The following is a 14897-nucleotide window of genomic DNA, read 5'->3' as shown; positions in this document are numbered from 1 at the left end:
TCTTTGTTCTTGGCTTAGCTGTTTATAGTTTCTCATGCGCTTTCTCGTCTTTGGTCGGATTGAAAAAAGCGTGAAACTATATCAGCTAACCTTTTTCTTTTCCGATTAGTGCCGATTGCACTTATGAGTTAAATCTAAGTAGCAATAATATAGACAAATATTGCTATGGGATCGGATTGATCTTGTTTTTTCATTCACTGTTTCTCATTGGGCTTTCCATCATCGTTCAATCCTCATTCCGCATTCCTCATCGGTTTTGATTAATCAATTGGATTGATATTCTGTCCTGCATTGTTATATTTGGCTGCTCGCTGGTGTGGATATTGGTATTGCGGATTTCTGGCCTCTAAATCACTGGAAATTAATCTAGCTTTGCAAGTAAGCCGACTAAAGCGAGATTTTGCCTTCCAACATGTTCAATGTCCATGCCTTTGTAAGGGTAATCAAATTTTTGTGATAATAATCAGATTTTTAGTACCTCTATCCCGATATAGCCCGTAAACATAACTGCCATTAGATTGGAATCGAAAATGGCGTTTATTTACTAAAAAGACGCCATACCCAAAAGGAGATTGACATTGTTAAAATAATATAGTCTATACTTATTCAATTTACATTGAATGGGAGCTATGTATGAATTGCCCAAAATGTGGTTCAGTTGACTGTACTAAAGATGGCATTATAAAAGAAAGACAGCGGTATAAGTGCAAATCATGCGGCTATAGACATACTGTCAGCTATTTAGGAATCAGTCCTGCCATCAAACGGCAAGCTCTCCAGCTTTACCTTGAAGGGCTTGGTTTTCGTTCAATTGGCCGGTTTCTGAAATGCAGTCATGTTGCTGTATATAACTGGATCAAGGCGCACGGCGAGTCAATTGAGTCAATTCGCTCTGCTGCGGGTGTTGATGTCGTCGAAATGGATGAGATGCATGCCTACATTGGTTCCAAAAAAACTATTGCTGGATCTGGATTGCTGTTGATCGAAATGGGAAACGATTTCTCCACTGCGAAGTGGGTTCCCGCGACACAGAAACAGGGCGAAAGCTATGGGACGCCGTTAAAAATAAAGACATAACCCAGGTTATGAGTGACTACTGGAGCCCGTATGAGAATCGTTCCGAAGGAGTTGCATAGTCAATCAAAAGCCGAAACCTATACGGTAGAAGGATATAACAGCTTGTTCAGACATTTTCTTGCTCGGTTACGCCGAAAGTCTAAATGCTATAGCAAAAGCCAAGACATGCTGAAATATTCTGTCATGCTTTTGATGTTGAAATGGAATGGCGAACTGGACGCTATACTTAATTAACAATGCCCTTTTTCGATGGGGTTAATTGCCTTCTGTTTGCAGATTTTCCAGAAAATCCTCGTTGGCGGCTTTTAGACACTTGCGCGCGCAACTGGCGCAAAGGCCGCAGTCGATACTCACTCCCAAATCGCGGCGTAAATCCCTGAGTGTTTTGGCTCCGTTTTTGGCGGCTTGATGAATCTCCCGATCCGTCACTGCTTGGCAAACGCATATATACATGAAATGAACTCCTCTATAGTGCAACAACATGCAATTATCAAGAAGCATTCTCATTTAGTTCTCAGCGTCTGTCAATACCTCTTTTGTTTTAATGATAAAAACCGCAACATAGGTTGCGGCTATTAGGCATATCGCATTAATATCTACGTCACCCAGCTATATATGTGACTGTAAATAATTAGGCAGGGTGACATCCTTTATCAGCGATTTCTGGGTTTCCAGCCAATCGATGGCTTGTTCGCATTGTTCCAGTAATTCCGTCAGCAAATCGCGGCTGACGTAATCCTGCAATTCCTCGCATAATGCCACGGCTTCTACTAACAGCGGCCGCTGCACATTTTTTTCGTATTCCAAATCGCCGTTTAAACATTCGACGACATTTTCACCGATCAACAGCTTGCCGAGATTTTGCAGATTGGGCAGGCCTTCCAAAAACAGGATGCGCTCAATCAGTTCATCGGCTTCCTTCATCACTCGAATTGATTGCTTGTACTGATAGTCGTTAAGTTTTTCCAGCCCCCAGTTACGGAACATACGGGCATGCAGGAAATACTGGTTGATCGAGGTCAGCTCGTTTTTGAGCACCTTGTTGAGAATTTCGATGATTTTTTTATTGCCTTTCATGTTGCAGTCCTCGCTCTTAAATGCCCGGTTTCATTTGACTTTGCTGATAATTTTCCAGACCCACCAGGCTGATCAGCTGCAATTGCCGCTCTAACCAATAAGCATGATCCATTTCCGTATCGTCCAGTTGCACGACCAGCATCTCCCGGGTCACATAATCTCCGGCTTTTTCGCAAGCGGCGATGGCTTTCTTCAGTTCGCCAACGACATGATATTCAACGTCCAGATCGGCTTTCAGCATTTCCGGCACCGTGCCGCCGATAGTCAAAACCTCGCGTTTAACTAAGTTGGGCTTGCCTTCGAGAAACAGAATGCGTTGAATCAAGGCGCGGGCGTGCAGTCGTTCATGCTCCGACTCGTGCAGGCTTTTTTCGGACAAATGGTTTAGGCCGAAATCGGCGTACATCTCGCCATGGATCAGGTACTGATCTGATGCGCTCAGCTCTCCGGCGAGCAGGCCGTTGAGAATTTCCAGAATTTTCTTGTCGCCTTTCATAATAACCCCCCTCAATAAATTAAATGTAAACCCATCCGATAGCTTACGGCAAGTTGATAAGCCTTCACAGTGATTTTATCCCCTACAGCCTTGGCGTCAAACTAATCCTTACGATTGATAGTGATTTTTTTGAACACAGCTATTTGGAAGCTTGATTGCGCCGACTGAAAACAGGACGCGCCTGGAACATAATTTTGTCTACGCCAGACATCAAAAATATCTCGTTTAAATCAGAGTCTGTTTTGTAAAGAGAGTCTGATATTTCCTTAGCCCGTTCCAATAAAGTTAGTTGCGCGGCCGGGCAGCGCGCTTTTTTCCGCTGACGAAATAACCTGAGTAATATTATTTGCCGTCAAAAGTCATCCAACTGATGACCGCAATATTTGCAAAACGCCGCATCGAAATCGTGCCCGGTTTCTCCACAATCAGGGCAGGCATCGTTTCTTATTTTTCCCCGGCTATAGGTCTTAATCAATTCGGCGCTATAGATGCCGGTCGGCACGGCAATAATTCCGTAGCCGACAATCATGATGGTGGACGCCAGCAACTGGCCTAACGGCGTTTGCGGGGAAATGTCGCCATAACCGACCGTAGTCAAAGTCACAACGGCCCAATAAATCGACACCGGAATACTGGTGAAACCGGCCTCGCCGCTTTCGACCACATACATCAGCGAACCGAAAACAACCACCAACATTAAAATGGCATACAGAAACACTGTTATCTTGCGGGCGCTTTTGGTTAATGCCTCCACCATAATATGAGCTTCGGCTAAGTATTCCGATAATTTGAAAATACGAAAAATCCTAAGCAACCGCAGTACGCGTATGGCCATTAGCCCCTGTCCGCCGGGAATCAGGACAATCAAGTAAGTCGGTAAAATCGCCAACAAATCCACCATCCCGAAAAAACTTTTAGCATAGAGCCAGGGTCTTCGCACGCTGATCAGGCGCAGGCCGTATTCAACGGTAAATAACACGGTAAAAATCCATTCGGCGCTATCCAATATCCGGGTGTACTGCTGGTGTATCGCATCAATGCTCTCCAGCATCACGACCGACACGCTGAGTATAATGCAAACGCTCAAAACGGTATCGAACGCTTTTCCCTTGCGCGTTTCAGAACCAAAAATAATGTCATTCAGCGACTCCCGCCAGGGCGACAAGGATTCACCCTGGTTATAATGGGGCTTTATTTTTGCCGTTTTTCTCATGTTCATAACGCTATGACTTTATGTAGATATTCAAAGATCTTTTAACACGCAAGCAAATCGTTTCCCGTAGCACGTAGCTAACTGAGCAGCCGAAAATTTATTCGTGTCCTTCTTGATATTTTGCCGGGCTCAAATAACAGACCTTATTCAATGATGACTTCGTCCGATGACGAAATACGCTCTAATCGCTCCATCAACACGTTCCAGTCAACGCGGGAATTATAGCCGAGCACCTCGATCCTGGGCAGGCCGCCGCCGGTGATAATGGCATAGCCTGATTCCCTTGCCTCCACGCCCATCAACTGGCACACGCCGTCATGTAAATAACAGCCCAGACCCAGCTTGTCGTAGCCGAAAGTTTCAAAAAAACTTAAAAAGCTTCTGGACAGAATATCCGAGGCGCCACCGCCGCCGATACTGGCGATATTTTTGACCGCTTTTTGGCTGATCCTGTGCCGTGAATCATCGTTTTCCGGCGTACCCAGCCAAGCAAAAAAACTGACCGGATGCCAGTTTTCCATGTACAGCTGCCGGACGTATCCCGATAGCTTGCCGGTAATGCCGCCGAATTCAAATTTGCCGGTCAGCTGATCCAGATCCAGGTTGTTAATTTCCACATCGCAGAAAAACTTGGGGAAATCGGTAAACAATCCCGAAGAGGCCAGGTTACTGACCTTAACTTCACCGTCAAAAACCTTGACGATCAATTCGCCGCCCAGACTCAGGGTTTTATTGCTGTATTCGACTCGGGGAATGTGTCCGCTGATGGTACCCGACAAGGGCGTCCAGTTTAGGGCCAAGGACAGTTGTTCAAGCGATAAGCCGCTTGAATCGCCTTCAAACGACACCTCGGCTTCCTGTTGTTTTTTTGCCTGCCAACTGAATTGATTGATGGCGATTTCGCCGCCCAAAAAAGGCAGCTGGGTCTTTTTTAACAGCCGGATGCTGTCGCCCCGGCTCAGAAACGAGAGACTGGCCGGGCCTATCGGCAAGGCGCGCAGTTGCAAGTGTTTCCAGGCCAATTCCGATGGCTTGTTAAAGGCTTCGTCATTCGCCCAGTTAAGTGTGCCGACGCCGCCCTGAACCTCGCCACGCCCTGTAGCATCAATAATGTCGAGGCTATCAAAGCGTGCCGACAAGGCGGTTAAGGATTGTTGATTAATGGAAAAATCGGCTTTTAAACGGCCTGCGAGCGAGACGCCTTGCAGTACAGTCTGTTCAAAAAACGGTTTCAGGTAAATTGCGGACAAGTCCTGCAAGTTACCGCTGTTCAACGAGAGTTCGGCCTTTTCAATATTTACGCCGTTACCATACCGAACGATTGCGCTGCCGCTTAACATCCCGACTTTTTCATGCCGGTAACTGGCGACATCAATTCCGACGCGTTGCTTCGATGCGTCCCAATCGCCCTGCGCATCCAAAACTATAGTTTGTCCGGCCGCCTCCATATACAGGGGTTCGACATATAACGCACCGCCGTTCACATCGAAATGACTTTGCCATTGCCACAAGCCGTTATTGTTTTGAGCATTCAAAGTTGACTGCAATGCCAATGCCTCGGCGGCAAACTTCCCGTCTTTGGTCTGCCCGGTCAAATCCTTAAGTCCGGTTGTTAGGGTAAACTCATGCACCTGGGCATGACTGCCGGATGCATGTAACTTAATATCGACTTTACCGGTTTTCAGTTTGAACCGATCCTGCGGCAATAGCTGTTGAATCAACTTGCCGTCGACAGTTTTGGCGTCAATCTGCAACTGCCACAGCTCGCCCCGCTCTTCGCCATCAACCGCAACGGTTCCGCCGGCCAGATGCAAATCGCTTAACTTGAACGAACTGCGCTTTTCGGTGACATGAAAAGAAAAGTTGGCGGCCGGCGATTGCCAGCGTTTTGAACGCATCTGGGCTCTGCCTTGTTCGCACAACAGTTCCTTGTTTTGCCAGGTGAATGAAGTACAGCGGATATTGACCAGATTGAGGTCGTTGAAAGGCTTGGGCAGGGTTAACCGCTTGATCGTTAACGCCAGTTTTTGCGGGCTTTGCGGCAGGTCGGTCAAGGCGATATTGACGCCTTCCAATTGCCATTGATCGCCTGCGAGAGTGCCGACATTTAGCGATACGCTGTCCAGTGCGTAGGCAATCGGTGTTGTTGAAACAGCGATGATGACCCAGATCATCTTGGCAAAGCGCGCCCACATTAACTTGGCTCAACGCGGTGCTGGAGCGTCAAAGACTGCATTCCCACGACGGAGCGTGGGAATGATAATAAGGGCGACCGGCTTTCATTAGCCGGGAAAAATACCCGTAGACAAATACCGGTCGCCCCGATCGCAGATGATCACCACAATTACCGCATTCTCAACTTCTTCCGACAAGTTCAAGGCCGCATGAACAGCGCCGCCGGATGAAACACCGGCAAAAATGCCCTCTTTTGCGGCCAACGCGCGGGTGACGTTTTCAGCCGATTCCTGATCGACGTCGATAATCCGGTCAACCCGGTCAGCCATGTAGATTTTCGGCAAATATTCCTTAGGCCAGCGCCGGATGCCGGGGATCTTGGACTCGCCTTCCGGCTGCACGCCGATAATCTGGATACCGGCATTCTGTTCCTTCAGGAATTTTGAAGTCCCCATGATCGTGCCGGTCGTGCCCATGGAACTGACGAAATGGGTTATTTGTCCACGGGTATCGCGCCATATCTCAGGCCCGGTGCCTTCATAATGGGCGCGCGGATTATCGGGATTTGAAAACTGATCCAGCACCCTGCCCTGTCCCGCCGCTTCCATTTCCCTGGCCAGATCAATCGCCGCTTCCATGCTGCCTGCGGCAGGCGTCAGGATAATTTCGGCGCCATAGGCTTTCATCGAAGCCCGGCGTTCTTCGCTCATGTTATCCGGCATGATCAAGGTCATTTTATAGCCTTTGATCGCCGCCGCCATCGCCAACGCAATGCCGGTATTGCCGCTGGTCGCTTCAATCAGCCGGTCGCCGGGTTTGATCTCGCCTCTTAATTCTGCATGTTTAATCATGCTCAGTGCAGGCCGGTCTTTGACCGAACCGGCCGGGTTATTGCCTTCCAGCTTAACCAGGATGGTATTGCCGGTATTGCCGGTATTGCCGGGCAAACGTTGCAACCTGACCAGAGGTGTGTTGCCGACGAAAGATTCAATGGTTGGAAAAGTCATGGTAGTCATAGGCTCGGTTGTGGGTGACGAGTAAGTTTGCAAATTTCATAATAGAACACGGATAAGGCGGATTAACGAATATGCATAATTTAATATAAGCAATTACCACGAAGAGCATGAAGGACATGAAGACTTAAATCCTTCATGCTTTTCATGTTCTTCATGGTTTAAAAATAAAATCCGTTTAAATCCGTCTCATCTGCGTCATCCGTGTTCTATTTAACCTTCTTATTTATGAAAATGATGCGTCGGACATTGGCCGTTCCTAAGGCTGATGATCGGCCAATTGGCGGCACTCGCAAATTCGCTCAGTTTTTCATCGGGATCGACGGCGACGGGATTATCTACCAGCTTAAGCAGCGGCAGGTCGTTGTGGGAGTCGCTGTAAAACCAGCTGTCCTGCATGGTTTCGTTTGAATTTTCCAGCCATGCTTCAAGCAATTTAACCTTGCCTTCCCGAAAACAGGGAATGCCGTCAAATCCGCCGGTATAGCGTCCATCGATAAATTCCGGCGTGGTCGCCAGTAAATTTTCAATGCCGTACAGTTGAACGATCGGTTCGGTCACAAAGCGGTTGGTTGCGGTAATGACCAGCAAGGTATCGCCCCGGTCTCTATGTTTGTCGATCAGCTGTTGCGCCGGTTTTAACAACAAGGGCTTGATCGCTTGCTCTATAAATTGCGCCCGCCATTGATAGAGTTGCTCGGGGTCATTGTCCGCCAAAGGTTGCAGAGAAAAACGGAGAAATTCGACAATATCGAGCGTACCTTGTTTGTAGTCATCGTAGAATTTGGCGTTGGCACTTTCATAGCGATCTTTATCGACGATGCCCTGGTCGACAAGAAACTGCCCCCATAAGTAGTCGCTGTCATCGGCAATCAGGGTGTTATCTAAATCAAAAATCGCTAAGCTCACGGTTAGACCTGTCTCGAATAATTAAAAAGAACTGCGCCCTATGGCGTATGCACTTTATTTATGGAACAATGCAGTCATTAATTTAACTTACTGACCTATCTTTATAATTTTACCATCAGCGGGATTAAAGAACTAGGAAAGGTAAAGACACAGGTTTTAACATGATTGACTCTAAAGGATACCGGCCTAATGTCGGGATCATCCTTTGCAATGACGAGGGTCGCGTGTTTTGGGCAAAACGAATGGGTGTAAACTCATGGCAATTCCCGCAAGGCGGGATTAATCCGAATGAAGACCCAGAAGCCGCGATGTATCGGGAATTGTGCGAAGAAACCGGACTGCAGCAACAGCATGTCCAGGTGCTTGGCCGTACCCGCTATTGGCTCAGATACCAGCTGCCCGAGCGCTATATCCGCAAGAATTCCCTGCCCCTATGCATAGGCCAAAAGCAAATCTGGTACATGTTGCGCTTGATAACGCATGAATCCAATGTGCGTTTCGACCAGTGCGCCAAACCGGAATTTGACGACTGGCGCTGGGTGGATTACTGGGAACCGCTTAAAGACGTGGTATATTTCAAGCGCAAGGTTTATCTCAAAGCGATGAGCGAATTGGGCGCTATTCTAACCGCCGACAGCGTACCGGTTGATCCAGCCGGGTACTTGGCTAAGGAAATTGAAAAACCAAGAGGCAAAAGGCGCAAGCGGTAAGCGGCCTTAATAGCCGTGCGTATTTATTTGCAGCTCGGCTAACGGCTCCGGCAAACGAACAACCTCGGATTCAACCCGGCCGTCGGCATACAGCTCTATTAATCGATAACCCGGAGCCGTGTCGTTCACACCGAATTCGGTGCTTTCTGGCACAAATTGAAAGCAGGTTGAAGGTACGCCGAATACGCGGAAGCTTGCCGTCTTTATATCCATGACTTGATGAATATGGCCGGTGGTTATCGCCTTGACTTGCGGATATTTGCCTGCTATCGCCAACAACGCCTGCCTGTTTTCTATGATCATGGTGTCCATCCACGGGCTATTGGTCTCGAGACAATGATGATGGACGGCGATAAGTGCATGGTGATCCGGTTTTTCGGTTAGGCAGTTTTCAAGAAATCCCAACTCCTCATTCGACAAACGACCTCCCGGCTTTCCAGGTATCTGACTGTTCAGGCTTATCACCTGCCAGTTATCCAGTAAAACCTGTTTGCGGCAGTTAATCCTGTCGGTATTAAACACCTGCTGCATCAACTCATAATCATCATGATTGCCGGGCAAACAAACACATGACGTTTCATAGGCTTCAAGGCTGCTTAAGATGCGCCGGTAACTGGCAGGGCAAGGATCCTGCGCCAAATCGCCGGTCAGCAGAATCAAATCGAAATGCTGTTGTTCATCAAAAGCCTGTCGTGAGCTTTGTCGAACGACCTGTCGTGAGCCTGGCCGAACGGGCTGTCGTGAGCGGAGTCGAACCGCCTGCTCAAGACAGGCCTGAAAATAATGCTCGGTATTAATTCCCAGCATTTTATCTTGCGGTTCCGCCAGAATATGCAGGTCTGATAATTGCAGAATGGATATGCAGGCGGGACTATCGGTCATCGGCAAATACTATGTAAGGTCTTTACAGAGGACTTTAGAGTTACGTTGCGGGTTATACAACGCCTTGAGCGGATCGGGCAGATCAGCGATCGATGACGATAAAAATCCCCGGTCAATAAACCAATGCATGGTTTGCGTGGACAACACGAACAATTTTTTAAGCTTAAGTTCTCCGGCTTTACGATAGACATATTCAAGCATCCGATTGCCCCTGGCCGAACCTTGATAATCAGGATGCACCGCCAGACAGGCAATCGCGCCGAACCGGTTTTGCACATCGGGGTGCAGAGCGGTACAGCCGATAATCAGGCCGTCGCGCTCGATAACTATATAATCGGCTATTTCCATTTCAATTTTTTCCCTGGAGCGTTTGGCCAACTTGCCTTGCTGCTCCAGCGGCTTGATTAACTCCAGAATACCGCCGATGTCGTTCAGCGCGGCCGGGCGCAATTCTTCAAAAGCGGTTGAGCTGACCAGCGTACCGACGCCGTCACGGCTGAATAATTCAAGCAACAGCGCGCCGTCTATCGTTCTGTCGATCAAATGCACGCGGTCGATGCCGGATTGGCAGCTTTGCATCGCGGCTTTGAGCGGCAAACTGATGCTGGTGGATATGTCTGAATGTTGCTGCAAAAAGGCGCCCGCTTCAGCGGTGGTCATTTGCTGGATTTGTTCGCCGCTATCGGGATTGCGGCAACTTTGCTCGGTCAATAAAACCAGCTTTTCCGCTTTTAACGCAATCGAAACCGCCGTGGCGACTTGTTCGGCCGACAGATTAAAAACCTCCCCGCTCGGCGAATAACCGACCGGCGAAATCAACACCACATTGTTCTGATCGAGTTGCTGATGAATGGCCGCGCTGTCGATGCGGCGAACTTCGCCGGTGTGGCAATAGTCGATGCCGTCAATCACGCCTATCGGCTTGGCGACGACAAAATTGCCTGAAGCCACCTTGATTTTCGCCCCAGCCATCGGCGAGTTGGCCAGCCCCATCGATAACAAGGCTTCAATCTCCACGCGAACCAATCCGGCGGCCTCCTTGACGCATTGCAGCGCCACATCGTCGGTGATGCGGAGGTTATTGTGAAAGCGGGCCGGAACGTCGAGTTTGACGAGCCGCTGGTCAATCTGCGGGCGTATGCCGTGAACCAAAACCAGGCGTATGCCCAGACTGCTGAGCAAGGCGAAATCATGGACATGGTGTTCGAAATCGTCAGCCAGCACCGCTTCGCCGCCGAATGAGATAACGAAGGTTTTATTGCGGTGGGCATGGATGTAGGGAGATGAGTCCCTAAACCAGCTGACGAATGATTTTTGTGCTTCCATGATTATTTGATTAGTGTGCGATGGGTTTTCTTCGTCGGCCAATCCTACAGTACTTGCTATGTCCGAGATTGCCAATAATTTTTTCTTAAATGCATGATAGCAATTATTTCTAATTGGTCCGATTTTGTTCTACAAATAATCGCATAATGGAAATGCAGTAGCCTTAAATTCCGTTGTATGATTTTTCGTACCTTGGCCATATTTCATTTTGCCTCTCGATAAGATTTTCTATCTTAAGCCGTGGTCTGAAATAGGGAGAGTACTATACTAAAAACTTCGCTCCTCAATCCAGGCTTTCCCGGTCAAACGACTGTACGTGTGCTAACGCACAGACGACAGAAAGCGTCTGAGTTAGATTGGTTTCCCGATTAGTGGAGCCATCCTCCCTAGTCACCGCCGACTTCGCTATTACCATTGTCCTGAATTTTTGTACCGCCTGTCGGTTTCCACCAAATATCTCAGGAGAAGAGCATCCGTGTCCAACCAAGTTGCGCCTACTAATAATCGTCTTCTGGCTGCCCTGCCCCGCAAGGATAGAGAACAGCTGCTCGCACATTGCGAACAAATCGATCTCGTTTTTGCCGAGGAGCTCTACCTCGCGGGAGACATAATTCCGTATGTTTACTTTCCGACCGGAAGCTTCGTTTCCTTGATGGCTCCCCTCAATAGCGGCGAAAACTTGGAAATGGGGCTGATCGGGAATGAAGGCATGTTCGGAATTAGCCTGATGCTGGGAGTCGATGTTGCGCCGTTTCACGCTATGGTTCAGGGAGCCGGCCCAGCGCTACGCATAACGGCGACATCGTTTCTACGCGAACTCGAACAGAGCCCCGCGCTACAGCTAAAGTTGAAACATTATCTCTATGTATCGATGAGTCAACTCGCGCAAAGGGCCGTCTGTACCCGGTTCCATCTGGTGAAGGAGCGCCTCGCCCGCTGGCTGTTGATGGCTCAGGACAGAGTGCAATCCGACAGCTTCCATGCCACGCACACACTGATGGCCCATTTGCTGGGTGTACGGCGCGTCGGCATCACCAAAGCGGCAAACTCACTACAGAAGCAAAAGCTCATAAACTACCAACGTGGGGATATCACGATTCTCGACCGTGTCGGTCTGGAAGACGCTTCTTGCGAGTGTTATCGGATTAATAATGAAACCTACGAGCGTATTCTGGGCTAGGCTTAGGCTGCCGCCGATGCCGGTCATCCGTATAATGGCCCAGGCTGGGATACGCGCACTGTAAATATGTACTGAACCTTCCAACTTTCAAGGAAAATTATTTATGAAAAAATTACGCTATACATTGATCCTTCCATGTTTCCTGTTCAGCCTGCATGCCTTTGCCGATGAATATCCGCTCAACCCGCAGACACAAGGCGATGTTACATTCGTAAGCGGCGGCATTGGTGAGGACGAACGTAATGCCATGAAAACCATTAAAGGCGATTACAATTTGAACCTGTTGTTTGCCGCTAAAGGGTCAGGCGAATTTGCTGCCGGCCTCAATGTTCGAATTGCCGATGCAAAGGGTAACGTGCTTGTTGAAACCGTAACTGACGGACCTTATCTTTTTGCCCGGCTCAAACCAGGCAATTACATCGTTACCGCTGAGAAAGACGGGAAAGTCATGCGGCAAAAGGCCAGGATAGGCAATAACAGGGCAACCTCGCTGTCATTCTACTGGCCCCAGGAGTAACTCTTTGCTGCGTCGGCCTAAAGTCAAAAAACCTCGTTACTGGCGCGGCGTATGAATCAGGCGTATTCGCTCGGAAAAGTCAGTCGCCTGATCTGCTGCCTGAGCCAAGCGGTTGATATAAGCCTGCCGCTGCAATTCAGATAAAGGAAGCTGCTGCTCAAGCAGCTTCGACTCATAGAGATATTCCGGCAGGTAGCCGCTCAGCAGAATTTTCCAGGAAAAGGGTAAATGTTCAGTGGTGACCGATGAACGAACCCAAATCGCCGTGGTGCAATTATCCAGCAAGCTATTATAAAACCGAGGCTTTTCGTGCAATTCGTTGATCTTTTTCAGGTAATCCAAAAACAAGCGTTGCCCGTCTTTCTGCGAGCCTTTTATTCGGTAAAGATACCCCGCTTCGGGAGTATTCTTGCGATAGTTGCTGCGCAAGCGGATGACATCGCGCTCGTCGGCTGCGACGTAAATAAGCTCGTATTGGCGGAAAAATCCCTTAATTGTCGAATATTCCTCATTCAGCTCTTTGCGGGTTTCAATCGAAACAGCCAGATGACCCTGCTCACCGAAATTAAAACTTATGATCGTATGCGCAATGGCAGGCCCCATCCAATAAAAGGCGAATAGATCCACGCCATCAAGCTTGCTTACATCATAGGATTTATCGTAATAAGCCGGTTGATAATCAAATTCAGTCCGGTAATTAAAGTTGCGAATATTGTGTACCGTGACGATGTCCCGATCAAAAGTGGCGTAGGGAAGTTGACTGACATCCTTTTGCCAAACTCGATCATTCGAAGGCGTAATCCCTAACCACCAAACCAGGATGCCGATAAACACGACTAGATGTCCCGTAACCCATTGAATGCGCCAACGAAACCATAAAACCCCTGTTAATACCGCAAAGCCAAACAGACCGAATGCCGCAGCCACACAGGTTTGGGCCAACCCTGTCCGGGAGTCGCCGTAATATACAGCCAACACGCCCCAGACCGTTGTTCCGATCAGCATCGATGCCAGGAAAAATCCTTTGATGCGTTTATTCATAATTCCGCCCAAAACTTGGCGTGCAACCTCTCGCACCGGAATCGGTGGCTTTCTAAGATTACTTAGCTCCAGAAGGAGCGACGATGCATAAATTGCGTTGCGGGCGGCCGGTTTCAAACATGATAATTCGATTTACAATGTCGTCGGCGCTGCTTTGCCCTATCGGGCCGGCGGTAAGCCGATCGGTCACTGCACTAATCAAATGCACGTAACTCTTGTGCGGCCCGCCACCCAGAGTCGAGTTGATCAACAACTCGGTTTTATCCGGCTCCAGTGCTTTTTCCGGCGCCGCACTGCCCGGATTGCAGGAACCGAAAAAAATCAGGCCGTCTGCCGTTACCAGAGAACTCAGGGATTTTGTGAAATGAAAGAACCGTTCCGGGGATATTTCAACAGATGTCTTTTGATCGAACAGAGGTTCGCGGCAAACTTGTTCGCAGAGCTCAAGCCGGTATCCGCGCTGCTCTTCCGGGCTTGTAGCCAGTCGCTCCGGCGAGCAATAAAGTTGAAAACAGGCGTTATCCAGCGGCTGTATCTGTTTTTCCAGCCCTTTAAGCTGGCGCAGGATGTCGGACGATTTCATCGGCGCCAACTCCGGCCAGCGCGTGACCATATAGTTGCTGAATACGCGGTTTTTTTCGACATCGTAGGTGATGGACAACTCATTCTCAAGTCCCGGTTGCGCCTCGGAAAGCTGAACTAACTCACCTTTGTTCCCCGTTACTTTAAAGTTTTGCCAAAACACGGCATTTTTGAGCACCGGACCGTCGAAACCGCCGTGACTGATGAACATAACCCGGTCGAAAGGCGGCGAATGCCTCACTATTTGATCGACCTGTTGAAAATAATCCGTCCAGCTCCAGACGTCGCGCAGTTGCGTAACGTTGGCATTGAACCGGTTCCGGTAAAACGCTTCCAGAGTGCGGGCAGGCTGTTCGGACCACCTTGGACTTTCAGTCGTGTGCGGATCCCGGCTCAGTAAAGGCACAAGCAGCACCCGCCTTGGCGGCCGCTGCAAGTTCAAGTCGTTCAATGTTCTATAGAAGGATCCGCACGATATTAGATGACTCGCATCACTGTAAACATCGGCTGCACACATCCACAGCAGTAACAAAGAAACTAAAAAGCGGACGCTTGCGATATTTTTCAAAGTAAAAACCATTACGCGTTGGAATCAAAATTAAGTACAAATTCAGCTTATCAGCAGCCCCAATAAACGATATTCAGTCTATCAAAATGGGGTGCTGTTAGTATCCATCACTGCGAAGCATTAATTCAAGA

At 48.7% G+C, this 14897-nt stretch carries 14 protein-coding genes and 1 pseudogene; 4 read left to right on the top strand and 11 right to left on the bottom strand.

All coding sequences use genetic code 11. The features are described from left to right. Positions 1-633 precede the first annotated feature (633 nt). A pseudogene (locus V3O24_RS03070) lies at positions 634-1311 on the top strand (IS1 family transposase). A gap of 21 nt (positions 1312-1332) precedes the next feature. Here the strand turns inward: V3O24_RS03070 and V3O24_RS03065 are convergent. The 7 genes from V3O24_RS03065 to V3O24_RS03035 form a co-directional block, all read right to left on the bottom strand. Continuing rightward, complete coding sequence (locus V3O24_RS03065) at positions 1333-1530, bottom strand: (2Fe-2S)-binding protein (protein ID WP_104423438.1); 198 nt, start codon at positions 1528-1530, stop codon at positions 1333-1335. Positions 1531-1686: 156 nt separating this feature from the next. Continuing rightward, a complete protein-coding gene (gene bfr / locus V3O24_RS03060) occupies positions 1687-2154 on the bottom strand; it encodes a bacterioferritin (protein WP_331306147.1) in 468 nt (155 codons plus the stop codon). A 16-nt stretch (positions 2155-2170) separates the two neighbouring features. Continuing rightward, positions 2171-2650, bottom strand: a complete 480-nt coding sequence (gene bfr / locus V3O24_RS03055) for a bacterioferritin (RefSeq protein ID WP_331306146.1) — start codon at positions 2648-2650, stop codon at positions 2171-2173. A 352-nt stretch (positions 2651-3002) separates the two neighbouring features. After that, positions 3003-3863 (bottom strand): ion transporter, encoded by an 861-nt coding sequence (locus V3O24_RS03050; RefSeq protein WP_331306145.1) that lies wholly within the window; start codon positions 3861-3863, stop codon positions 3003-3005. Positions 3864-4006: 143 nt separating this feature from the next. Next, the gene (locus V3O24_RS03045; RefSeq protein WP_331306144.1) at positions 4007-6058 is read right to left on the bottom strand and encodes a C4-dicarboxylate ABC transporter; all 2052 of its coding nucleotides are present in this window, start codon (positions 6056-6058) and stop codon (positions 4007-4009) included. A gap of 87 nt (positions 6059-6145) precedes the next feature. Next, entirely contained in the window at positions 6146-7054 is a 909-nt protein-coding gene (gene cysM / locus V3O24_RS03040) for a cysteine synthase CysM (RefSeq protein WP_331306143.1), read from the bottom strand. 219 nt (positions 7055-7273) lie between these two features. Continuing rightward, the gene (locus V3O24_RS03035) at positions 7274-7960 is read right to left on the bottom strand and encodes an HAD family hydrolase (protein ID WP_331306142.1); all 687 of its coding nucleotides are present in this window, start codon (positions 7958-7960) and stop codon (positions 7274-7276) included. 161 nt (positions 7961-8121) lie between these two features. Between V3O24_RS03035 and V3O24_RS03030 the strand changes: the two genes are divergently transcribed. After that, positions 8122-8670, top strand: a complete 549-nt coding sequence (locus tag V3O24_RS03030) for an RNA pyrophosphohydrolase (RefSeq protein ID WP_331306141.1) — start codon at positions 8122-8124, stop codon at positions 8668-8670. Between the two features lie 6 nt (positions 8671-8676). Here the strand turns inward: V3O24_RS03030 and V3O24_RS03025 are convergent, their stop codons facing one another. Continuing rightward, positions 8677-9552 carry a metallophosphoesterase gene (locus V3O24_RS03025; RefSeq protein WP_331306140.1) on the bottom strand — a complete coding sequence of 292 codons (876 nt, stop codon included), beginning with the start codon at positions 9550-9552 and terminating at the stop codon, positions 8677-8679. A 9-nt stretch (positions 9553-9561) separates the two neighbouring features. Then, entirely contained in the window at positions 9562-10878 is a 1317-nt protein-coding gene (argA, locus tag V3O24_RS03020; RefSeq protein ID WP_331306139.1) for an amino-acid N-acetyltransferase, read from the bottom strand. A gap of 475 nt (positions 10879-11353) precedes the next feature. Here argA and V3O24_RS03015 point away from each other — a divergent pair, with 475 nt between their 5' ends. Together V3O24_RS03015 and V3O24_RS03010 are read left to right on the top strand one after the other, a co-directional pair. Then, on the top strand, positions 11354-12058 hold the full coding sequence (locus V3O24_RS03015; RefSeq protein ID WP_331306138.1) for a Crp/Fnr family transcriptional regulator: 705 nt from the start codon (positions 11354-11356) through the stop codon (positions 12056-12058). Positions 12059-12161: 103 nt separating this feature from the next. Further along, the gene (locus V3O24_RS03010) at positions 12162-12575 is read left to right on the top strand and encodes a carboxypeptidase-like regulatory domain-containing protein (protein WP_331306137.1); all 414 of its coding nucleotides are present in this window, start codon (positions 12162-12164) and stop codon (positions 12573-12575) included. A gap of 36 nt (positions 12576-12611) precedes the next feature. Here the strand turns inward: V3O24_RS03010 and V3O24_RS03005 are convergent, their stop codons facing one another. Continuing rightward, positions 12612-13616 carry a DUF4105 domain-containing protein gene (locus V3O24_RS03005; protein WP_331306136.1) on the bottom strand — a complete coding sequence of 335 codons (1005 nt, stop codon included), beginning with the start codon at positions 13614-13616 and terminating at the stop codon, positions 12612-12614. Between the two features lie 58 nt (positions 13617-13674). Then, positions 13675-14649 (bottom strand): hypothetical protein, encoded by a 975-nt coding sequence (locus tag V3O24_RS03000; protein ID WP_331306135.1) that lies wholly within the window; start codon positions 14647-14649, stop codon positions 13675-13677. Positions 14650-14897 lie beyond the last annotated feature (248 nt).

This window comes from Methylobacter sp. Wu8 (genome assembly GCF_036440755.1).
Taxonomy (GTDB): Bacteria; Pseudomonadota; Gammaproteobacteria; order Methylococcales; family Methylomonadaceae; genus Methylobacter_A; species Methylobacter_A tundripaludum_A.
Note: the sequence above shows the minus strand (reverse complement) of the source record. Positions and strands in the feature narration are given on the sequence as shown.

Excerpts from the sequence above, each read along its gene's own strand:
- bfr (WP_331306147.1), bottom strand. The coding sequence starts at position 2,154 with ATGAAAGGCAATAAAAAAATCATCGAAATTCTCAACAAGGTGCTCAAA.
- V3O24_RS03050 (WP_331306145.1), bottom strand. The coding sequence starts at position 3,863 with ATGAGAAAAACGGCAAAAATAAAGCCCCATTATAACCAGGGTGAATCC.
- V3O24_RS03010 (WP_331306137.1), top strand. The coding sequence starts at position 12,162 with ATGAAAAAATTACGCTATACATTGATCCTTCCATGTTTCCTGTTCAGC.
- V3O24_RS03065 (WP_104423438.1), bottom strand. The coding sequence starts at position 1,530 with ATGTATATATGCGTTTGCCAAGCAGTGACGGATCGGGAGATTCATCAA.
- V3O24_RS03025 (WP_331306140.1), bottom strand. The coding sequence starts at position 9,552 with ATGACCGATAGTCCCGCCTGCATATCCATTCTGCAATTATCAGACCTG.
- argA (WP_331306139.1), bottom strand. The coding sequence starts at position 10,878 with ATGGAAGCACAAAAATCATTCGTCAGCTGGTTTAGGGACTCATCTCCC.
- V3O24_RS03005 (WP_331306136.1), bottom strand. The coding sequence starts at position 13,616 with ATGAATAAACGCATCAAAGGATTTTTCCTGGCATCGATGCTGATCGGA.
- V3O24_RS03030 (WP_331306141.1), top strand. The coding sequence starts at position 8,122 with ATGATTGACTCTAAAGGATACCGGCCTAATGTCGGGATCATCCTTTGC.
- bfr (WP_331306146.1), bottom strand. The coding sequence starts at position 2,650 with ATGAAAGGCGACAAGAAAATTCTGGAAATTCTCAACGGCCTGCTCGCC.
- V3O24_RS03045 (WP_331306144.1), bottom strand. The coding sequence starts at position 6,058 with ATGTGGGCGCGCTTTGCCAAGATGATCTGGGTCATCATCGCTGTTTCA.
- cysM (WP_331306143.1), bottom strand. The coding sequence starts at position 7,054 with ATGACTACCATGACTTTTCCAACCATTGAATCTTTCGTCGGCAACACA.